At 59.6% G+C, this 20,341-nt stretch carries 18 protein-coding genes; 10 read left to right on the plus strand and 8 right to left on the minus strand.

All coding sequences use genetic code 11. From position 1 onward, the window contains the following. Nucleotides 1-10: 10 nt before the first annotated feature. The 3 genes from D3M70_RS24885 to D3M70_RS24895 all read right to left on the minus strand — a co-directional run bounded on the left by D3M70_RS24885 (nucleotide 11) and on the right by D3M70_RS24895 (nucleotide 2,870). Entirely contained in the window at nucleotides 11-568 is a 558-nt protein-coding gene (locus D3M70_RS24885) for an L-threonylcarbamoyladenylate synthase (protein WP_120128259.1), read from the minus strand. 39 nt (nucleotides 569-607) lie between these two features. Then, entirely contained in the window at nucleotides 608-1,720 is a 1,113-nt protein-coding gene (gene dprA / locus D3M70_RS24890) for a DNA-processing protein DprA (RefSeq protein WP_120128260.1), read from the minus strand. 124 nt (nucleotides 1,721-1,844) lie between these two features. Further along, entirely contained in the window at nucleotides 1,845-2,870 is a 1,026-nt protein-coding gene (locus D3M70_RS24895) for a LysM peptidoglycan-binding domain-containing protein (protein WP_120128261.1), read from the minus strand. 142 nt (nucleotides 2,871-3,012) lie between these two features. Here D3M70_RS24895 and def point away from each other — a divergent pair, with 142 nt between their 5' ends. From def to D3M70_RS24920, 5 genes are all read left to right on the plus strand, one after another. Further along, nucleotides 3,013-3,519 (plus strand): peptide deformylase, encoded by a 507-nt coding sequence (gene def / locus D3M70_RS24900; RefSeq protein WP_120128262.1) that lies wholly within the window; start codon nucleotides 3,013-3,015, stop codon nucleotides 3,517-3,519. A 135-nt stretch (nucleotides 3,520-3,654) separates the two neighbouring features. Beyond that, nucleotides 3,655-4,614 (plus strand): methionyl-tRNA formyltransferase, encoded by a 960-nt coding sequence (gene fmt / locus D3M70_RS24905; protein ID WP_120128263.1) that lies wholly within the window; start codon nucleotides 3,655-3,657, stop codon nucleotides 4,612-4,614. Then, nucleotides 4,611-5,933 carry a 16S rRNA (cytosine(967)-C(5))-methyltransferase RsmB gene (rsmB, locus tag D3M70_RS24910; RefSeq protein ID WP_120128264.1) on the plus strand — a complete coding sequence of 441 codons (1,323 nt, stop codon included), beginning with the start codon at nucleotides 4,611-4,613 and terminating at the stop codon, nucleotides 5,931-5,933. The genes fmt and rsmB overlap by 4 nt, the downstream gene beginning before the upstream one ends. A 136-nt stretch (nucleotides 5,934-6,069) precedes the next feature. Next, the gene (trkA, locus tag D3M70_RS24915) at nucleotides 6,070-7,443 is read left to right on the plus strand and encodes a Trk system potassium transporter TrkA (protein WP_120128265.1); all 1,374 of its coding nucleotides are present in this window, start codon (nucleotides 6,070-6,072) and stop codon (nucleotides 7,441-7,443) included. A 12-nt stretch (nucleotides 7,444-7,455) separates the two neighbouring features. Next, entirely contained in the window at nucleotides 7,456-7,767 is a 312-nt protein-coding gene (locus tag D3M70_RS24920) for a tetratricopeptide repeat protein (RefSeq protein ID WP_120128266.1), read from the plus strand. 105 nt (nucleotides 7,768-7,872) lie between these two features. Here D3M70_RS24920 and D3M70_RS24925 read toward each other — a convergent pair whose 3' ends face one another. Both D3M70_RS24925 and D3M70_RS24930 read right to left on the minus strand, forming a co-directional pair. Continuing rightward, complete coding sequence (locus D3M70_RS24925) at nucleotides 7,873-8,760, minus strand: lysophospholipid acyltransferase (protein ID WP_120128267.1); 888 nt, start codon at nucleotides 8,758-8,760, stop codon at nucleotides 7,873-7,875. Between the two features lie 102 nt (nucleotides 8,761-8,862). After that, nucleotides 8,863-9,414, minus strand: a complete 552-nt coding sequence (locus tag D3M70_RS24930; protein ID WP_120128268.1) for a DNA-3-methyladenine glycosylase I — start codon at nucleotides 9,412-9,414, stop codon at nucleotides 8,863-8,865. Between the two features lie 82 nt (nucleotides 9,415-9,496). On the opposite strand from D3M70_RS24930, the gene glyQ reads away from it, so the two are divergent. Genes glyQ through D3M70_RS24950 form a run of 4 tightly spaced genes read left to right on the plus strand, consistent with a single transcriptional unit; the run spans nucleotide 9,497 to nucleotide 13,901 of the window. Next, entirely contained in the window at nucleotides 9,497-10,444 is a 948-nt protein-coding gene (gene glyQ, locus D3M70_RS24935) for a glycine--tRNA ligase subunit alpha (RefSeq protein ID WP_120128269.1), read from the plus strand. Then, entirely contained in the window at nucleotides 10,441-12,495 is a 2,055-nt protein-coding gene (glyS, locus tag D3M70_RS24940) for a glycine--tRNA ligase subunit beta (protein WP_120128270.1), read from the plus strand. The genes glyQ and glyS overlap by 4 nt, the downstream gene beginning before the upstream one ends. A gap of 27 nt (nucleotides 12,496-12,522) precedes the next feature. Beyond that, on the plus strand, nucleotides 12,523-13,074 hold the full coding sequence (gene gmhB, locus D3M70_RS24945) for a D-glycero-beta-D-manno-heptose 1,7-bisphosphate 7-phosphatase (protein ID WP_120128271.1): 552 nt from the start codon (nucleotides 12,523-12,525) through the stop codon (nucleotides 13,072-13,074). A gap of 56 nt (nucleotides 13,075-13,130) precedes the next feature. Then, nucleotides 13,131-13,901, plus strand: coding sequence for a 1-acyl-sn-glycerol-3-phosphate acyltransferase (locus tag D3M70_RS24950; RefSeq protein WP_120128272.1), 771 nt, complete (start codon nucleotides 13,131-13,133; stop codon nucleotides 13,899-13,901). Between the two features lie 184 nt (nucleotides 13,902-14,085). Here D3M70_RS24950 and D3M70_RS24955 read toward each other — a convergent pair whose 3' ends face one another. Both D3M70_RS24955 and D3M70_RS24960 read right to left on the minus strand, forming a co-directional pair. Next, on the minus strand, nucleotides 14,086-15,273 hold the full coding sequence (locus D3M70_RS24955; RefSeq protein WP_165869874.1) for an MFS transporter: 1,188 nt from the start codon (nucleotides 15,271-15,273) through the stop codon (nucleotides 14,086-14,088). A 64-nt stretch (nucleotides 15,274-15,337) separates the two neighbouring features. Then, nucleotides 15,338-17,980 carry a glucosidase gene (locus D3M70_RS24960; protein WP_120128274.1) on the minus strand — a complete coding sequence of 881 codons (2,643 nt, stop codon included), beginning with the start codon at nucleotides 17,978-17,980 and terminating at the stop codon, nucleotides 15,338-15,340. A gap of 271 nt (nucleotides 17,981-18,251) precedes the next feature. Between D3M70_RS24960 and D3M70_RS24965 the strand changes: the two genes are divergently transcribed. After that, nucleotides 18,252-19,367 (plus strand): acyltransferase, encoded by a 1,116-nt coding sequence (locus D3M70_RS24965; RefSeq protein WP_120128275.1) that lies wholly within the window; start codon nucleotides 18,252-18,254, stop codon nucleotides 19,365-19,367. A 128-nt stretch (nucleotides 19,368-19,495) separates the two neighbouring features. Here the strand turns inward: D3M70_RS24965 and D3M70_RS24970 are convergent, their stop codons facing one another. After that, nucleotides 19,496-20,218 (minus strand): WecB/TagA/CpsF family glycosyltransferase, encoded by a 723-nt coding sequence (locus D3M70_RS24970; protein ID WP_120128276.1) that lies wholly within the window; start codon nucleotides 20,216-20,218, stop codon nucleotides 19,496-19,498. Nucleotides 20,219-20,341: the final 123 nt, after the last annotated feature.

The raw sequence follows: 20,341 nt of genomic DNA on the forward strand, positions 1-20,341 counted from the left end.
CCAATCACTCTCAGCCGGCGCGCACTACTTCGGCAGTCACCAGATCCCGAATCACACTCGGATTCCGACGCCCCCCCAGCGCGCCGCCGAGCACCATGTCTAGCTGGTCATGGAAATATTGCTCGACGCGCAACCGTGAACGAGCGGCAGGTCGCCCGGTGGGGTTGGCCGAGGTCGACACCAGCGGACCGGTCAACGCGCAAAGTTCGCGTACCTGCGGATGATCGCTGACACGCAACGCCACCGTATCGCGTCCCCCGGTGATCCAGTCTGGCAGCAGGCCCTGATGGGGCACCAGCCAGGTGTTCGGCCCAGGCCAGGTGCTGGCCATGCGGTCGATCCACAGCTCAGGGAAATCCTCGAACAGGAAGTCGAATTGACGGATGTTGTCGGCAATCAGGATCAGGCCCTTTTCAACAGGCCGCGCCTTGATCGCCAGCAAACGGTACACCGCCTCGACATCCCAGGGGTCGCACCCCAGACCCCAGACCGCTTCGGTTGGATAGGCAATCACCGCCCCGGCCCGAATCTCTCGTGCGGCTTGTTGCACACGCCAACTGCTGACCATCGCTCACTCTCCGAATTAACGCTGGACGGCAGTTTAACCTCAGGGCGCCCGAGCAAACCATCGCCCGGCTTCACAGGCCACGCTGTTGTCGAGTTCCAGCTCGGTCAGCGCGGCCAGCACCTTTGGCAACGGCCACCCGCTGTTGAGTGCCAACGCTTCGCTGGTCTGCGGAGCCGCATGCAACAGTGCCAGCAAAGGGTGATCGGACCTCGGAGCGCTTTGCACTGAATCAGTGTCTGGCGGCAGATTCTTCCAGCCCTGAAGCCCTTCGAGAATATGATCGATCGTCTCGACCAGAACCGCGCCTTCACGAATCAGTTGGTGGCAACCGCGCGCACCGGGATGATGAATCGAGCCGGGAATGGCGTACACCTCGCGGCCTTGCTCGGCCGCAAGGCGCGCGGTGATCAACGAGCCACTGGCGACACTGGCCTCGACCACCAGGACGCCCAGCGATAACCCGCTGATGATCCGGTTGCGTCGTGGGAAGTTACTGGCGTGGGGACCTGCGTCCAGCGGCAGTTCGGAAATCACCGCGCCACCTTGAGCCACCATACGCGCTGCAAGTTGACGGTGCCGCTGTGGATAAAGTTTTTCGATACCGGTACCGAGCACTCCGATCGTGGCCCCATTTGCATCGAGAGCGCCCTGATGCGCGGCACCATCGATCCCTAATGCAAGGCCACTGGTCACGACAAAACCGGCGCCTGCAAGACTGCGGGCGAACGCGGTGGCGGTATCCAGACCGGGCCTGGAAGCGCGGCGACTGCCGACCATTCCAAGCTGTGGCCGCTCGAGCAACGAGCGGTTTCCGGCGATGAAAAGTAGCGGGGGCGGGTCGGGGATTTCCGCCAAAAGCGCAGGGTAGTCAGGGTCGTCCCACATCAGTAAATGCTGGCCCGGATGCTCTAGCCAGCCCAATGCAGCGCTTGCGCCATCTCGCACGCCGGGGTCTCGTCGCGCATCGGCACTGGCGGCGGGAAGTCGCAACGAGCGCCAGGCAGAGGCGGGAGCGCTGAGTGCGGCAGAGGCACTGCCGAAGGCGTCGATGAGGGTTTGAAAACGCTTGGGACCAATCTCGGGCAATCGATGAAGACGCAGACGCGCCTCCAGCTCGGCAGGTGACTGCCCGATTTTTTCGAACAACGGCATAAGATCTTCCCTGATCCCCGGCCCACTTCAAGCAGTGGGCAAACCTGTGGATAACTCTGTTAACAACAATTTGATAAGTGAAGCATGCCGGTGGAAAAAAGTGTGTTGGAGCTGATACATAGCATTACGGATTACGCACCTTGTCGTTTACCGCCAAAGATCTGGACGCATGCAAAACCATCGCATAGCTCAGCCGGTTGTAGACGCGAAATACCATCAACAGACCCGCACGCTCGTCCGGAACCTTTACCTGCTCGCCCGTGATACGGTCGCGCACCGTTTCGCCGGCCTTGTAGATTGCGAGCACGTTCCCCTCGCCCAGCCCATCACGCTGACCGCGATCCAGCGTGACCACGTCCAGCTCGCCGATCTGCGTTACGCCGCGCGGAACATCAATGATCGTGCCGCTCACCGGTTGCTGCGGTTCGCTGGGAACGAAATTGGAGTTGATCGCGCGCTCCTCGCTGACGAACAGACGATCACCCAACCGCACTTCCTGAGTCGAACGCTGCATTTGCAAGGTGGCGATATCGCCTTCGCTGGCGACGACTTCACCGCTGCCGATGTCATCGGCGTTAATGCCCAGCGGTTCCTGAGTGACCGGGTCGAAGTAGGTCTTGCCCTTGCGGAAGATCCCGTAGGAGACATGGCCGGGATCGAAACTGCCACGGGCATAGATTCGATCTCCTGCACCGCTGAGCACGCGCTCACCGTTGCCGGCGACGATGTAAGGGGCGGCCTCGAACTGCTCGGCGGTGTCCATGATCCGGTTATTCAACAGAAACGCATTGATCGCACCCAGCGGGATGGTGGGGATGGCGTCGGCGATCGGCGTGCTGCGCACACGCGGCGACAATTTGATGGTGCCACGGGACTCGCCCCGATTGACGACGATCCGTGGCTGACCGTCGACATAAATGAGATTCAGGGTATCACCGGGGTAGATCAGATCCGGGTCATGCACCTGCGGATTGGCGCGCCAGAGCTGCGGCCACTTCCATGGCTGGCTAAGAAACTTTCCGGAAATGTCCCAGAGTGTGTCACCGGCGACAACGGTGTAACTCTGTGGATGGCCGTCCTTAAGCTGTACTTGCGCCTGAACCAGGCCTGTCGCGGCCAACAGCAGCAGGGCGAGTAGTGATTTCCTCATGCGGTGAATCCCTTTATCATGTTGGCTTCGCGTGAAACGTTGAGTCCTGCGAGACTCAGGTTTTACAAGGGGTGCAAGCTTGTGACGTCCACAGCCTAGCAGCCGACTTTGAATTTACCCTACAAGTGCAGCTCTTACGTATATGGCCATTTTAAACATTCTCGAATTCCCCGATTCGCGCCTGCGCACCATCGCCAAGCCGGTGGCTGCTGTGGACGACGGCATTCGCCAGTTGGTCGACGACATGTTTGAAACCATGTACGAAGCGCCTGGCATCGGGCTTGCCGCGACGCAGGTTAACGTACACAAGCGCGTCGTTGTAATGGATCTCTCGGAAGATCGCAGCGAGCCACGGGTTTTCATCAACCCTGAACTCGAGCCGCTGACCGACGAGATGGACCAGTATCAGGAAGGCTGCCTGTCCGTTCCCGGTTTCTACGAGAACGTCGACCGCCCACAGCGTGTGAAGGTCAAGGCGCTGGACCGCGAAGGCCAGCCCTACGAACTTATCGCCGAAGGCCTGCTCGCGGTGTGCATCCAGCACGAATGCGATCACCTGAACGGCAAGCTGTTCGTCGACTACCTGTCTAATCTCAAGCGTGACCGGATCAAGAAAAAGCTCGAAAAACTGCACAAGCAGAACGCTTGATCGGGCAAAACCTCTCAATACCTTGTAGGAGCGCGCTTGCCCGCGATTGCGATTTGTCTGTGACCTATTCGTCGACTGACACAATGCAATCGCGGGCAAGCGCGCTCCTACAGTCATTTACAGAACGAGAAGCCCATGACTGAGCCACTGCGCATCGTCTTCGCCGGCACCCCGGAATTTGCCGCCGAACACCTCAAAGCCCTGCTCGACAGCCCGTATGACGTGATCGCGGTCTACACCCAGCCCGATCGCCCGGCGGGCCGCGGTCAGAAGCTGATGCCAAGCCCGGTCAAGCAACTCGCTGTGCAACACGACATTACGGTATTGCAACCGCCGACGCTGCGCGCGCCGGACGCTCAGGCCGAACTCGCTGCGCTCAAGCCCGACCTCATGGTCGTCGTCGCCTACGGGTTGATCCTGCCGCAAGTGGTGCTGGATATTCCGCGCCTGGGCTGCATCAACAGTCACGCCTCGCTGCTCCCACGCTGGCGTGGTGCGGCGCCGATCCAGCGCGCGGTCCAGGCGGGCGATGCCCAAAGCGGTGTGACGGTGATGCGCATGGAGGCGGGTCTGGATACCGGCCCGATGCTGCTCAAGGCCATTACCCCGATCACTGGCGAGGACACCGGCGGCACGCTGCACGACCGACTGGCCGAATTGGGCCCTGTGGCTGTGTTGCAAGCCATTGCCGGTCTGGCTGACGGCTCGCTGGTGGGCGAGGTGCAGGACGACAGCCTCGCGACCTACGCCCACAAGCTGAACAAGGACGAGGCGCGGATCGACTGGACGCGTCCGGCTGACGAACTCGAGCGACTGGTTCGCGCTTTCAATCCTTGGCCGATCTGCCACAGCACCCTCAACGGCGAAGCGCTCAAAGTGCTGGCCGCTCAGATTGCAGAAGGCAACGGCGAGCCGGGCACTATTCTCGCCGCCAGCAAGGACGGCCTGACGGTCGCCTGTGGCCAAGGCGCACTACGCCTGACCCGTTTACAATTGCCAGGCGGAAAACCGCTGAATTTCACTGACCTGTTCAACAGCCGCCGCGAGAAATTCGCGCTCGGTACTGTGCTCGGCCAAGCGGCGGATAGCCAATGAATCCGCGTCTGGCTGCCGCCAAGGCCCTGGCTGCCGTACTGAGTGGCAAGGCCTCGCTCAACAGTTCGCTGCCGACGCAACTGGACAAGGTCGAAGACCGTGATCGCGGCCTGACTCAAGACCTGGCCTTCGGCACCGCACGCTGGGAGCCTCGTCTGTCCGCCCTGGCCGCAAAACTTCTGCAGAAGCCGTTCAAGGCTGCAGACAACGACGTCCAGGCGCTTCTGCTGGTGGGTCTGTATCAGCTGTTCTACTCACGCATCCCGGCCCACGCTGCCATCGGCGAAACCGTGGGCTGCGCCGACAAACTGAAAAAACCGTGGGCCAAGGCGCTGCTCAATGCTGTGCTGCGTCGCGCGCAACGTGAAGGCGAAGCGCTGCTGACCGAACTGGAGCATGACCCGGTGGTGCGCACGGCTCATCCGCGCTGGTTGCAGAAGGCGCTAAAAGCCGCATGGCCTGAGCATTGGGAAGCAATCTGCGCAGCGAACAACGCGCATCCGCCCATGATCCTGCGCGTCAACCGCCGCCACAAAACCCGTGATCAATATCTCCAGTTGCTGCAAGAGGCAGGCATCGCTGCGACTGCCAGCTCGTTCAGTCAGGACGGGATCGTGCTCGCCGAGCCGGGCGACGTCCGCTCGCTGCCGGGTTTTGCCGAAGGCTGGATCAGCGTGCAGGACGAAGCCGCGCAACTGGCGGCGGACCTGCTGGAGCTGGCACCGGGGCAGCGCGTGCTCGATGCTTGCTGCGCGCCGGGTGGAAAGACTTGCCACCTGCTGGAAGTTCAACCGGGCCTGGCGGGCGTCGTCGCCGTGGATCTGGAAGCCAAGCGCATGGTCCGTGTGAGGGAGAACCTCGACCGTCTCGGCCTGAGCGCAGAGCTCATCGCCGCTGACGCTCGCGCCACTGATCAATGGTGGGATGGCAAGCCGTTCCAGCGCATCCTGCTCGACGCGCCGTGTTCGGCGACCGGGGTCATCCGTCGTCATCCGGACATCAAACTGACGCGCCAGGCCGACGACATTCCCGCGCTGGCGGAGCTGCAAGGCCAATTGCTGGATGCGCTGTGGCCGACGCTGCAAGTGGGCGGCATGCTGCTGTATGCCACCTGTTCAACGCTGCCGACCGAGAACACCGAAGTGATCGACGCCTTCCTCGCGCGCACGCCCGGCGCAAGAGAGCTGGACATCGCCGGCCAGCAAGGTAACCCGCCACCGGGACTGAAACAGCCCCATGGCCGCCAGTTGCTGGCACAGGAAGGCGGCCATGACGGCTTTTATTACGCCAAACTGATCAAGATCTCGGCGAACACCTGATTTTTTCGGCTGAACCTCGACCTGTAGCAGTCCGGCTTGCCGGCGGCAGTAATATCAAAAATGCCACCGTCGGCAAGCCGGACTGCTACAGAGGCGTTTTCCGCCTGAAGACACAATCACTTCAAGGAGAGACTGATTGAAGATCATCATTCTCGGTGCAGGACAGGTTGGCGGCACGCTGGCTGAGCATCTGGCCAGCGAAGCCAACGACATCACTGTGGTCGACACCGATCCGGATCGTCTGCGGGCGTTGGGTGATCGTCTGGACATCCGCACCGTGCAAGGCCGCGGTTCGTTTCCAACCGTGCTGCGTCAGGCCGGCGCGGACGATGCTGACATGCTGGTTGCCGTGACCAGCAGTGACGAAACCAACATGGTCGCCTGCCAGGTCGCCTACACCCTGTTCCACACCCCGACCAAGATTGCCCGGGTTCGGGAGTCGGCCTACCTGACCCGCGCCGGGCTGTTCAACAACGAAGCGATTCCGGTAGATGTGCTGATTAGCCCGGAGCAGGTGGTCACCAACTACATCAAGCGTCTGATCGAGTACCCCAGCGCATTGCAGGTGATCGACTTCGCCGACGGCAAGGTGCAACTCGTGGCGGTCAAGGCCTACTACGGCGGCCCGTTGGTGGGTCAGCAACTTCGTCAGTTGCGCGCACACATGCCGAATGTCGACACCCGCGTTGCCGCGATCTTCCGCCGTGATCGGCCGATCATCCCCCAGGGCGACACTGTCATCGAGGCCGATGACGAGGTGTTTTTCATCGCGGCCAAGGCCGACATCCGCGCAGTGATGGGCGAGATGCGCCAGCTCGATGCGAGCTACAAGCGCATCGTCATCGCCGGCGGTGGTCAGATCGGTGAGCGACTGGCCGAGGCCATCGAAAACCGCTATCAGGTCAAGATCATCGAGATGAACCCGGCGCGCTGCCGCTATCTGTCGGACTCCCTCGACAATACGGTGATCCTGCAAGGCAGCTCTTCGGACCGCGACCTGTTGATGGAAGAGAACATCGACAATGCCGACCTGTTCCTGGCCCTGACCAACGACGACGAGGCCAACATCATGTCTTCGCTGCTGGCCAAGCGGCTAGGGGCGAAGAAAGTCATGACCATCATCAACAACCCGGCCTATGTCGATCTGGTGCAGGGCGGGGAAATCGACATCGCGGTCAGCCCGCAGTTGGCGACCATTGGCACCTTGCTGGCCCATGTGCGACGGGGCGATATCGTCAGTGTACATTCGTTGCGGCGCGGGGCGGCGGAAGCCATCGAGATTGTGGCCCACGGCGACGCAAAATCGAGCAAGGTGATCGGCAAGGCCATCATGCACATCAACCTGCCGCCGGGCACCACCATCGGCGCCATCACCCGCGACGAAAAAGTGCTCATCGCCCACGACAGCACGGTCATCGAATCCGGCGATCATGTGGTCATGTTTCTGGTGGATAAAAAGCACATCCGTGATGTGGAAAAGCTGTTTCAGGTGGGGCTGAGCTTTTTTTAAGGAGGGAACGGCATGCTCGAATCACTGGAAAAGATGCTCGCCAAAGGCATGGACAACGCCTTGCTCAGGTTTGGACTGGGCAAGGGTTATCTGGATGCTGGAGAACACCAGAAGGCAGCCGAACATCTGCAGCGCTGCGTTGAATTCGACCCCACGTATTCGGCGGCGTGGAAGCTGCTTGGCAAGGCCTGGCTGGGAGCGGGTGACAATGCACAGGCTCGCTCGGCATGGGAACAGGGGATTCAGGCTGCCATCGGGCATGGCGATAAACAGGCCGAGAAGGAAATGACGGTGTTTTTGAAAAAGCTGGATCGCAAGACCTGACGCCCTGAAAAGACGTTGCCTCTGTAGCAGCACGGCTTGCCAGCGGTGGCGTCAGTGGAATCGCTGCCGCCGGCAAGCCGGACTGCTACAGGGATTCGTGGTGTATCAGTACCAGCGCTTCTCACCCTCGGGCCGCTTCTTGAAGCGTTTCATGGTCCACATGTACTGGCTCGGATAAGCCCGTACGTACTTCTCCACCACCTTGCTCATCGCGGCCGCCGAGGTTTCGGTGTCGGTGCTGTACATGTCGTCGGGGGCTGCTTCGAGTACCACCTTGTAGCCGGAACCGTCCTCCAGCCGCATGGCATGCAGGAACACACCGACGGCCTTGCCGCCTGCCAGCATGTTTGGCACGAACTTGCTGGTCAGCGCTACGGTGCCGCAGAACGGAACGAAGATGCCCGCTGATTCCGCGGGCTCAGGATCAGCTGGAATCCCCACCGAGCCGCCTTTGCGGACTTCCTTGATGACGCTCAGGATGCCTTCCTTGGTCGACGCGGCCACGCGGTTGCCCAGTTGCACCCGCTGTTTACGCAGCAACTCGTCCACCGCCTTGAGTTTGGGCGGGCGATAGAAAATGATCGGTTTGCACTGGCTGCAATAGAAGTGATTGAGCACTTCCCAGTTGCCCAGATGGCTGGTGATGCCGACCACGCCCTTGCCCGATGCCAAGGCGTCTTTCAACACCTGGAGACCTTCGACCTCACGCACCAGGTTGATCGATTTTTGAGCAGGCCATATCCAGGCGCAGGCACTTTCGGTCAACGTTTTGCCGATGTCCATCAGGCTGCGACCGACCAGCGCCTCAAGCTCGGCCGGGCCAAGCTCGGGGAAGCATTTGGAAAGATTGATCCGCGCGACCTCGCGAGAACGATTGGGCAGCTTCCACATCAACCAACCGATGCCGGTCCCTACCCACTGCACGGCACGCCACGGCAACAGGGCGAATAACCGCAACGCCCCGACCATCATGGCGCCTTTGAACTTATCCACAGATCACTCCTGAATCGATGAGGTGGGCATTGTAACCATCACCGGTGAAATTCGAACTATCCACCCCGCCTCGTAGCAGTACGGCTACAAGGGATCTGTGTTTCATCTTGATAATTGCGCATACCGGTCGCAATCAACTGTGTGGTCCATGACCATCCCGGTCGCCTGCATATAGGCGTAGCAGATGGTCGGGCCGACGAAGGTAAAGCCGGCTTTCTTCAGCGCTTTGCTCATCGCCTCGGCTTCTGGCGTGATCGCCGGGACTTCGCTCCGGTCCTTGAAATGGTTGACCTTGGGGTTGCCGCCCACGAAGGACCAGACGAACGCCACCGGGTCATCCAGGCGCAGCCAGGCCTGAGCGTTCTTGCGGGCCGCATTGAGTTTCAGACGATTGCGAACGATGCCGGGCTCGAGCATCAACGCTTCGATTTCTGCATCGGTCATCGCGGCGATGCGTCGTACATCGAAGTTGAACATCACTTCCCGATAACGGGCACGCTTCTTGAGAATCGTGATCCACGAAAGGCCGGCCTGGAACCCTTCGAGCAATAGAAACTCGAACAGCATCTGCGCGTCGCGCAACGGCACGCCCCACTCTTGATCGTGGTAGTCCATGTAAAGCGGATCTTCGTTGCACCAAAAGCAGCGTGGCATAGGGCTCCCAAGGGTGGAGGCGCTGCCGAATCGGGTATACTCCCGCTCTTTAAATCGCAGCCCCCCAGTACAGGTGAATTTCGTGAGCCAGCCTACGCCAGCCGTGCGTACCTTCCAAGACTTGATCCTCGCCCTCCAGCAATACTGGGCTGAGCAAGGTTGTGTGGTACTTCAGCCCTACGATATGGAAGTGGGCGCCGGCACTTTCCACACCGCCACGTTTCTGCGCGCCGTCGGCCCGGAAACCTGGAACGCCGCCTACGTACAGCCGAGCCGTCGTCCTACCGATGGCCGTTATGGCGAGAACCCTAACCGCCTGCAGCACTACTATCAGTTTCAGGTGGTCCTCAAGCCGAACCCGGACAACTTCCAGGAGCTGTATCTTGGCTCGCTGAAGCATGTGGGTCTCGATCCGCTGGTGCACGACGTGCGCTTCGTCGAAGACAACTGGGAATCGCCAACCCTGGGCGCCTGGGGCCTGGGCTGGGAAATCTGGCTCAACGGCATGGAAGTCTCGCAATTCACCTACTTCCAGCAAGTGGGCGGCATCGAGTGCTACCCGGTCACGGGTGAAATCACCTACGGCCTCGAGCGTCTGGCGATGTACCTGCAAGGCGTCGAATCGGTTTACGACCTGGTCTGGACCGACGGCCCGTTCGGCAAAGTCACCTACGGCGATGTATTCCACCAGAACGAAGTGGAGCAATCGACCTATAACTTCGAACACGCCAACATCGAGAAACTGTTCGAGCTGTTCGACTTCTACGAAAGCGAAGCCGTTCGCCTGATCGCAGCTGAACTGCCGCTGCCAAGCTATGAAATGGTTCTCAAGGCCTCGCACACCTTCAACCTGCTGGATGCCCGTCGCGCGATTTCCGTGACTGCGCGTCAGCAATACATTCTGCGCGTACGCACCCTGGCTCGTTCCGTGGCCCAGGCGTACCTGATGGCTCGGGCCAAACTTGGTTTCCCGATGGCCGCACCCGATATTCGCGACGAAGTGTTGGCTAAGCTGGAGGCTGCACAATGAGTGCTCAAGATTTCCTGGTTGAACTGGGCACCGAAGAACTGCCACCCAAAGCCCTCAACACCCTGGGTGACGCGTTCCTGGCCGGTATCGAAAAAGGCTTGCAGGCCGCGGGTCTGACGTACAGCGCCAAACAGGTCTATGCCGCACCGCGTCGTCTGGCTGTGCTGATCACCGAACTGTCGACCCAACAACCGGACCGCAGCGTCAATCTGGACGGCCCGCCACGTCAGGCCGCATTCGACGCCGAAGGTAACCCGACTCAGGCCGCACTGGGCTTCGCCAAGAAGTGCGGCGTCGATCTGAGCGAAATCGATCAGAGTGGCCCGAAACTGCGTTACAGCCAGAGCATCGCCGGCAAACCGACCGCGAGCCTGCTGCCGACTATCATCGAAGACTCGCTGAACGACCTGCCGATCCCCAAGCGCATGCGCTGGGGTGCGCGCAAGGAAGAGTTCGTGCGTCCAACCCAATGGCTGGTGATGCTGTTCGGCGATCAAGTGATCGACTGCACCATCCTCGCTCAGACCGCTGGCCGTGAATCCCGTGGTCATCGCTTCCATCATCCTGAAAACGTGCGCATCTCGTCGCCTGCCAACTACGCCAGCGACCTGCGCGCTGCCCACGTACTGGCCGACTTCAATGAACGCCGTCAGTTGATCAGCAAGCGCGTCGACGAGTTGGCGAACCAGCACGAAGGCACGGCAATCGTGCCGCCTGCGTTGCTGGACGAAGTGACTGCACTGGTCGAATGGCCGGTGCCGCTGGTGTGTTCGTTCGAAGAGCGTTTCCTCGAAGTGCCTCAGGAAGCCCTGATCACCACCATGCAGGACAACCAGAAGTATTTCTGCCTGCTGGACGCCAACGGCAAGCTGCTGCCGCGGTTCATCACAGTGGCCAACGTCGACAGCAAGGACCCGTCGCAGATCGTGCTGGGTAACGAGAAAGTCGTTCGCCCACGCCTGACCGATGCCGAGTTCTTCTTCAAGCAGGACAAGAAGCAGAAGCTGGAAACCTTCAACCAGCGTCTGCAGAACGTCGTGTTCCAGGCTCAACTGGGCACCGTGTTCGACAAGGCCGAGCGCGTTTCCAGGCTGGCCGCGTTCATCGCCCCGCGCATTGGCGGCGATGCTCAGCGTGCAGGCCGTGCAGGCCTGCTGTCCAAGTGCGACCTGGCGACCGAAATGGTCGGCGAGTTCCCGGAAATGCAGGGCGTGGCGGGTTACTACTACGCCCTGGCAGACGGCGAGCCGGAAGACGTCGCACTGGCGCTGAACGAGCAGTACATGCCCCGTGGCGCTGGCGCTGAGTTGCCAGGTACGCTGACCGGCGCTGCCGTCGCCATCGCCGACAAGCTCGATACCCTGGTCGGCATCTTCGGCATCGGCATGCTGCCAACCGGCAGCAAGGACCCCTATGCACTGCGTCGCGCGGCGCTGGGCATCCTGCGCATCCTGATCGAGAAGAAGCTGGATCTGGACCTGATCAAGACCGTGCAATTCGCCGTCACCCAGTTCGGTGCCAAGGTGAAGTCGGCAGGTCTGGCCGAACAGGTACTGGAATTCATCTTCGACCGCCTGCGCGCGCGTTACGAAGACGAAGGGGTCGATGTTTCGGTCTATCTATCGGTACGTGCCCTGCAACCGGGTTCGGCACTGGACTTCGACCAGCGCGTGCAAGCCGTTCAAGCCTTCCGCACGCTGCCAGAAGCCGCTGCACTGGCCGCCGTGAACAAGCGCGTATCGAATCTGCTGAGCAAGGCTGAGGGCAGCATCGCCCAGACTGTCGAGCCCAAGTACTTCGACAACGCCAACGAGTTCTCGCTTTACTCGGCGATTCAGCAGGCCGATCAGGCTGTCGCGCCGATGTCGGCAAATCGTCAGTACAACGAAGCTCTGACACGTCTGGCCGCATTGCGCGAACCCGTCGATGCGTTCTTCGAAGCGGTGATGGTCAACGCTGAAGATGCGAACGTACGGGCCAACCGCTATGCGTTGCTGGCGCGGTTGCGCAATCTGTTTCTTGGCGTTGCAGACATTTCCCTGCTGGGTTGAGCGCGGGCTGAGGCAGGAGCAAAAGATTTGAAGCTTGTGATTCTCGATCGGGACGGAGTGATCAACGAAGACTCCGACGCTTACATCAAGTCGGTGGCTGAGTGGATTCCGATTCCCGGCTCGATCGAGGCGATCGCGCAACTGAGCAAGGCCGGCTGGACGGTGGCGGTCGCTACCAACCAGTCCGGCATCGCTCGCGGTTATTACGATCTGGCTACCCTCGACGCCATGCACGCTCGTTTGCGAGCGCTGGTGGCGGAACAGGGCGGCGAGGTCGGTCTGATTGTTTACTGCCCTCACGGCCCGGATCAGGGATGCGATTGTCGCAAACCCAAACCGGGCATGTTGCACACCATTGCCCGCCATTACGCCGTGGATTTGCACGGAATATGGTTTGTCGGTGACAGCAAGGGTGACCTGGAGGCGGCGGTGGCCGTCGACTCTCAACCTGTTCTGGTCATGACGGGCAAAGGTCAAAAGACGCGGAGCACTCCACTGCCCGCAGGAACGTTGATTTTTGACGATCTGGCGGCGGTTGCCGCAGAACTTATTCACAACAGCGCCTCGTTGAACGGCTGACCAGTCGTTCAACGGCACGCTCAATTCGGGCAATGCCCGTAATGGTAAAAGCAGCTATGTCGATAGTGCAGGCCATCAGGATCTTCTTCTTTTACCTGCTGCTGGGCTCCAGCGCTCTGCTGTGGTGCTCGCTGAGTTTCTTTATCGCGCCTTTCCTGCCATTCCGTATTCGTTACCGTTTCATCAATGTGTATTGGTGTCGCTGTGCGGTCTGGCTGACCAAAGTGCTGCTCAACATCAAGGTCAATGTCACCGGCCAGGAGAATGTCCCCAAGACGCCTTGCGTGATTGTTTCCAATCACCAGAGCACCTGGGAAACGTTCTTCCTGTCGGCGCATTTCCAGCCTCTGAGCCAGGTGCTCAAATGCGAACTGTTGTACGTGCCGTTCTTTGGCTGGGCCATGGCGATGCTGCGACCGATTGCCATTGATCGCAACAACCCGAAAGCCGCACTGAAAGTTGTCGCCAAGAAGGGCGATGAGTTGTTGAAGGATGGCGTCTGGGTGATGATTTTCCCGGAAGGGACACGGGTGCCTTACGGCCAGATCGGCAAGTTTTCGCGCAGTGGTTCGGCCCTGGCGGTCAACGCTGAGTTGCCGGTCCTGCCCATTGCTCACAATGCGGGCAGATACTGGCCGAAAGAAGGCTGGGGCAAGAAGCCGGGGACCATTGAGGTGGTGATCGGCGAGCCAATGTATGCAGAGGGCACCGGTCCCCGCGCCATCGCAGCGCTCAACGACCGGGTCTGGGCCTGGAACGAGGCCACTCAGAAGGCATTGGGCTCGCCCGCCATGCCCGCGCCAACACCCGAGAAATCACCGGTCTGAATTGTGGATAACCTGTGCACCAAATGTGTGAAATTTTTGATAATCATCGGTAACTCGTTAATTTAATTGCTTATTTCTGACTGCGATGAGCGACCCAGAAACGTGCATAAGTTTTTTCTTAGCGATATTTTTTCAGCCTGAAAACATCGGTCTTGAGCCTTCCCGGCTCAAGATCGAATCCCGCTCAAACCGTTTGCCTCCGTTCGGATATCAACAGATTGCAAAGCGCTGCAATTGCGATCAGCACTAACCCTCCGCAAGCCGCCGCCACGAACCCCATTGCCGGGGAAAGGCTATCGATGGCAAACCCCACCAGAGGCGCGGAAAGCGTCTGACCGATTCGGTACGCTGAGTCATGCAATCCCATGACCTCTCCACGCACGCTGGCAGGCGCCAGTTTGGCAACAGCCTCGGACCCGGCAGCCAGCGTCGGCGTACACAACAGGTTGGTCGGCAGCAACGCCAACAACAGCCACCACCAGACCTGATCGAACAAGGCGACCGGCAACAGCAGCAAACTCATCGCTAAGGCCAGCTGTGCCTGGGACCAGGATCGATGAACGATGCCATGCACGAATCCACCCACGATGGAGGCGATGGACATGGCGGCAATAACGTAGCCGGTGAAGGCGATGTCGCCGTTTTCCCGCAGCACGGCGATGAGCGCCAGTTCGGTGCCATACAGCACGAACAGCGCCCCGGCGCTGACAAACATCACGCTCAGCAGGCGTCCACTCATCCAGGTCCGCAATTTGGGCCGAACCCGGGCGGGATCCTGGGCAACCTCATCGAGAGAACGTGTCGGCCAATTCAGTTTGTAGAGCACGACATACGACAGAGCGCGCCACAAACCGATGCCGAAAATGGTCGCTGTCGCCGAATAACTCGTGATCAGGAAAATGCCGGTGGCGGGGCCGATCACAAACCCGAGCTCCATCAGCATCATATTCAATGAATAGGCTGGCCGGCGCTGGTCTTCGGGCACGAGGCTCGCCACGAACTGGCGTGCCAGGGAACCTGTGGGAACGGTGAACATCCCGGCGATGAATGCCAGACACACGTAGATCGGATAGCTCACCAAGGGCAACAGCATCCAGGCCACCGTCGATAACGTCCCGCACACCGCCACCACCGGGCGCAGTCCGTGGCGGTCGATCATGCGCCCCAACAGCGGCGATCCCACAGCGAAACCCAGCGCTGTTGCAGTGCCCACGACCCCGGCATCGAGATAGCCACGGTGCATTTCGTTGAGGACATGCAGACTCAAGGTGAGGGACATGATCGTCAGCGGTAAACCTGCGACGAACATGAACAACGTAGCCGGCAGCACCCGAGGGATAGCCAGCACTTTCTGATATTTGCGAAACGACATTCGGGAAAAGCTCCTTGGTCCGTCCTTTGGATGAACAACAACGTCCCTGTAACAGCTCGCCAGCTTACGCCTTCGGTTGCAGCAGCAGGGCCACCAGCGCACTCCACCCCGTCTGGTGAGAAGCGCCGAGGCCGCGGCCGTTCTCGCCATGAAAGTACTCGTGAAACAACACCAGATCCCGACTCTCGGGATCCAGTTCAAGCTGGGGATAGCCCGCCATCGAAGGCCGAACACCTTCTTCATTGCGCAGGAACAGGCTGTTGATGCGGCAGCTCAACCCGTCGGCCACTTCCCCCAGTGTCGCCAGATAGCCAGAGCCGCTGGGGTATTCCACGGAAAAATTCTCGTCGTAGTAGCGATGAAACTCACGCAGCGATTCGATCAGCATGTAGTTCAGTGGCATCCAGACCGGGCCGCGCCAGTTAGAGTTACCGCCGAACAGACGAGAGTTCGATTCGGCCGGCTCGTAATCCGCGCACAACGTAGTGCCATTGATCTGCATGCTAAACGGGTTTTCGCCATAGAAACGTGACAACGAACGCACACCGAACCCCGACAGAAACTCGTTCTCATCGAGCATGCGCTTGATCAGGTCTTTGGTACGTTGACCCCGCAGCAGCGCCAGTAACAGGCGATTGCCCTTGCCAGGCTCGGTCCAGCGCGAGATCAATGCGGCCAGATCGGGGCGGTGATCCAGAAATCCCAGCAGACGTTCGCGCAGCCCCTTGAGCCCTTCGTGCTCCCGCTGCTCGAGCACACGCACGGCGAACAGCGGAATGAGGCCGACGAACGATCGCAGTTTAACCGACTCGCGAAGACCATCCGGGCGGTGCAATACGTCATAGAAGAATCCGTCTTCATCGTTCCACAGCCCTTCGATGTCTTCCTGGTCGACCTCGTTGATCGCCCCCGCTATATAAAGGAAGTGCTCGAAAAACTTCACCGAGATGTCGACATACACCTCATTGCGCTGGGCCAGCTCCAGTGCGATACGCATCAGGTCCAGGGCGTAACCGGCGACCCACGCCGTGCCGTCTGCCTGGTCGAGTTGATAACCCGGCGCAAGGGCCGCCGAGCGATCGAAAAGGCCGATGTTGTCCAGCCCCAGAAAACCGCCCTGAAAGATGTTGTGGCCTTCGGCGTCCTTGCGATTGACCCACCACGAGAAATTCAACAGCAGTTTGTGGAAAACCTTTTCGAGAAAAACCGCATCGCCCTGACCCTTCTGCGCTTTTTCCATCTGATAGACGCGCCACGATGCCCACGCATGAACCGGCGGATTGGCGTCGTCGAATCGCCACTCATACGCCGGCAGCTGGCCGTTGGGATGCATGAAGCGGTCCTTGACTAGCAACAGCAACTGATCCTTGGCGAAGTCGATATCGATCAAGGAGAACGCCACGGCCTGAAACGCCAGATCCCAGGACGCGTACCACGGGTACTCCCATTTGTCCGGCATCGAAACGATGTCGAAATTGCACAGATGCCGCCATTGGCTGTTGCGGATACGCGACCGCTCGGGGGGCAGTGGGCGTTGCCCGGAATCGCCATCGAGCCAGGCTTTGACGTCGAAATAGTAGAGCTGCTTGGACCACAGCAACCCGGCCAGCGCCTGACGCTGAACATTGCGTGCGTCGGGGTCATGCAGATCCTGCTGCAAAACGCTGTAGTAGTCGTCCGCCTCGGCACGGCGTTGTTCGAATAACGCTTTGGCATTCACATGGGGGGCATCTGGAGGGGCGAAACGCAGGTAGACCGCTTGGGCGGCACCGCCTTCGAGCGCCATGATGAAGTGCGCCGCGACCTTGGTTCCACTGTCGCGGCGAATGGCATCTGTGTCTCCTGCCACCACACATTCGCCGATGCCATCCTTGAACGGCCCTGTCGCGAGCTTATCGAACAGCTTGGGCGTATTGGTAATGTTCTCGCAGAACAGCCAATCGCAGGATTCGTGACCCCATGCAGTGGCTTCCTTTCCCCCCTGCATCGGGTGAACGGCCAGGATCCGGTTATCCACACGGGACAGGGCAGGGCGCTTGACGCCCGGTGCCCAACTCCAGATATCCCGAGCCCATACTTGGGGAAGGACATGCAAGCGGGCCGAGCGGTTCGACCGGTTGACCACCGTCACCCGCATGAATACATCGTCAGGCGTGTTCTTGGCGTACTCGATGCTCACGTCGAAATAATGGCTGTCGTTGAAGACGCCGGTATCGAGCACTTCGTATTCCGGATCGTCCAGCCCCCGACGCGCGTTTTCTTCCACCAGATCACTGTAGGGAAACGCCGCGTGGGGGTATTTGTAGAGCATGCGCAGGTAAGCGTGGCTCGGTAGCCCATCGACGTGAAAGTACAGCTCCTTGACGTCTTCCCCGTGATTACCTTCGGCGTTGTTCAACCCGAACAGGCGCTCCTTGAGAATCGGGTCACGTTCGTTCCACAGCGCCAGCCCCAGACACCAGTGCTGCGCTTTGTCCGAAAACCCGGCCAGACCGTCCTCGCCCCAACGATAGGCGCGGCTACGGGCATGATCATGAGGGAAATAGGCCCACGCATCACCATCGGCGCTGTAATCCTCGCGCACAGTGCCCCACTGACGATCACTGACATACGGCCCCCATTCGCGCCATTGCGTGGCCGAGTCTCCTTCAAGGCGCTGTCCTTCGACAGTGTGCTGCAGCGTTTTGCGGATGGACTCGGCAGGCATCTTCGCTTCCAGAAAATCGGGTTGAACAGCTGAAAACCGGCACTCGCCACAAGCAAATCTATCGAGCAGTGGCTTTGGTCAAATTATTGGCAACCGGGTTATTCACAGGGCGATTATTGATGGCAATTAGACGCGGCACACCGCCGGTGTATGGTTCCAGCGTAGAACCACAATCATTGCCTCTTCGGTATTACGCGTTGCTCAGGACGTGAAGCATCACAGCGGTGAATGGATCGAGACGTTGTTGCCCTGGGTCGAGGGCGGAGGCGCTATGAATACATTGGGTGATCTGGCTTCCAGACGAAACAATAACTTCAACCTGATCAGAATGCTCGCCGCCACTGCCGTGCTCATTTCTCACAGCTACCCATTGGCGCAGGGCGATACTGCCGTTGAACCGCTTTCCAGCTGGCTCGGTATCTCGCTGGGCGAATTGGCGGTCATCACCTTTTTCTGCGTGTCGGGTTTCTTCATATCATTGAGTCGCGACCGTGCACCGAGCAACCTGGACTTCTTCTCGGCGCGGTTCCTGCGCATCTACCCCGGCCTGACGTTGGTGCTGCTGTTGAGCGTGTTTCTGATCGGGCCGCTCTTTACGACACTGGGTACGCTGGAATATTTCCGCTCAGGGGCAATTTACAGCTACCTGAGCAATAACCTGATGCTGTTCAGCATGAAATTTCAACTGCCGGGCCTATTTGCGGATAACCCTTGGCCAGGCATCAACGGGTCACTCTGGACGCTCTTCTACGAAGTCACGCTCTATATTCTGGTGGGGGTCCTCGGTGCGTTCGCGTTCTACGGCCGCGGCCCGCGCTTCGCCGTTTTCCTGCTGATCTACGCCGTTGCTTATGTCGCGTTCAAGGCCCTTCTGGCTAACACCACCTGGCTCAACGAACTGCATCGCGCGCAGTTTTTCTTTACGTGGAGCCTGCCGTTCGTGCTCGGCATGTCGCTGTATCGTTATCGGCAGCACATCCAGCATCGATTCGTCTGGTTCCTGCCGCTGGCGGCACTGGCGGGCTGGGCCTATCAGACGGCATTTTTCTTCGAGTGCTTCGTGTTCGCCTGGACCTACCTGATTTTTTACCTGGGTTTCGCCACTCACCGTGTCGCGGATCGCTATAACGAGTTGGGCGATTACTCCTACGGGGTCTACATTTACGCTTTTCCGGTTCAGGAAATTCTGGCGCATCAAATCAAAGGCATCGGCCCGGTCAGCATGATGTTGGTAGCTTTTCCGATCGTATTGATCGCTGCAATGCTGTCCTGGCACTTTGTCGAGAAACCGGCAATGTCGCGCAGACACACCTTTGCTGCGCACCTCACGGCCTCGTTCCACAGCTTGAAAGCGTATTGGGCCGGGACGCGAAAAGGTACGGTCTGAAACGCAGAAACCCCGGACGATTCACACCGGCCGGGGTTTCGGGGTCAAACGTATCTAGCGATAACGGGCAGTAAAAAACAGGCCCACGCGGGAAAGTGCCTAACGTTCGAATATGAACGCCAGGTGCCCTAACGATTCCGGAACTGCCGAGCGATGATCGGCAGAATCCGGTAGGCATCGACTGCATAACGTCGACCCAGGCGTCTGGGCTCGGTGCACAACCGATGCAGCCACTCCAGTGACAGGCGCTGCACCCACACAGGAGCACGCTTGACCTTGCCCGACAGAAACGCCAGGGAAGCGCCTGTGCACAAACCGATACCGGTGGCCCCCCCTCGCTTGAACAACTCGCAGGCGAGGATCTCCTGACGAGGCGAGCCCACGGAGAAAACCGTCATGCGCGAACGTTGCTCTTGAATGAATGAAATACAACGCTCCACCTCCTGAGGGTCGTTGATGAACCCCATCGGTGGGTTGTAGTGGTGAAAGGTCACGGACGGATAGTTTTCTTTCAGGGTGGCGATGACATCCCTCTCGCAACCCAGAATGGTCACCGACCACTGCCGCAGTTGCGCAATGTTCATCATCGCCCGGGTCAGCGTACTGCCGGGGATCGGCTCGGCGATACCGGCCTCCAGGCGCTGCAATACCGGGTAAAGAACGCGGCTGTCGCATAATCGGTGTCCGGCATGCCGGTAGGCTTCCCGAAACGGCTCGTCATGTTCGAGCAGTACGATGTGATTGACGTTGGCGGTTACCAGGTACCTGAAAGGTGCGTCACTGAGTTTGATCAACTCGTCGATGAGCTCTCGTTGTCTTCCACGATAGAACTCGATTCCAAACACTTTCATAGGGCGGGCTCCTGCTAATGAATAATCGCGTGCAGAGCCGACTCACACTGAATGTCAGCGCGGGATCGGCGATTGCGACCCTCTCCGGGGCCAGCGGTAAGCATCTGGAGCGACGTAACAAGC

Origin of the sequence: Pseudomonas sp. LS-2 (assembly GCF_003605735.1) — a bacterium.
Lineage (GTDB): Bacteria > Pseudomonadota > Gammaproteobacteria > Pseudomonadales > Pseudomonadaceae > Aquipseudomonas.

Bases quoted from the DNA above. Each gene is read 5' to 3' on its own strand.
- D3M70_RS24885 (WP_120128259.1), bottom strand. From the start codon at position 568: ATGGTCAGCAGTTGGCGTGTGCAACAAGCCGCACGAGAGATTCGGGCC.
- dprA (WP_120128260.1), bottom strand. From the start codon at position 1,720: ATGCCGTTGTTCGAAAAAATCGGGCAGTCACCTGCCGAGCTGGAGGCG.
- D3M70_RS24895 (WP_120128261.1), bottom strand. From the start codon at position 2,870: ATGAGGAAATCACTACTCGCCCTGCTGCTGTTGGCCGCGACAGGCCTG.
- def (WP_120128262.1), top strand. From the start codon at position 3,013: ATGGCCATTTTAAACATTCTCGAATTCCCCGATTCGCGCCTGCGCACC.
- fmt (WP_120128263.1), top strand. From the start codon at position 3,655: ATGACTGAGCCACTGCGCATCGTCTTCGCCGGCACCCCGGAATTTGCC.
- rsmB (WP_120128264.1), top strand. From the start codon at position 4,611: ATGAATCCGCGTCTGGCTGCCGCCAAGGCCCTGGCTGCCGTACTGAGT.
- D3M70_RS24920 (WP_120128266.1), top strand. From the start codon at position 7,456: ATGCTCGAATCACTGGAAAAGATGCTCGCCAAAGGCATGGACAACGCC.
- D3M70_RS24930 (WP_120128268.1), bottom strand. From the start codon at position 9,414: ATGCCACGCTGCTTTTGGTGCAACGAAGATCCGCTTTACATGGACTAC.
- glyS (WP_120128270.1), top strand. From the start codon at position 10,441: ATGAGTGCTCAAGATTTCCTGGTTGAACTGGGCACCGAAGAACTGCCA.
- D3M70_RS24950 (WP_120128272.1), top strand. From the start codon at position 13,131: ATGTCGATAGTGCAGGCCATCAGGATCTTCTTCTTTTACCTGCTGCTG.
- D3M70_RS24955 (WP_165869874.1), bottom strand. From the start codon at position 15,273: ATGTCGTTTCGCAAATATCAGAAAGTGCTGGCTATCCCTCGGGTGCTG.
- D3M70_RS24960 (WP_120128274.1), bottom strand. From the start codon at position 17,980: ATGCCTGCCGAGTCCATCCGCAAAACGCTGCAGCACACTGTCGAAGGA.
- D3M70_RS24965 (WP_120128275.1), top strand. From the start codon at position 18,252: ATGAATACATTGGGTGATCTGGCTTCCAGACGAAACAATAACTTCAAC.
- D3M70_RS24970 (WP_120128276.1), bottom strand. From the start codon at position 20,218: ATGAAAGTGTTTGGAATCGAGTTCTATCGTGGAAGACAACGAGAGCTC.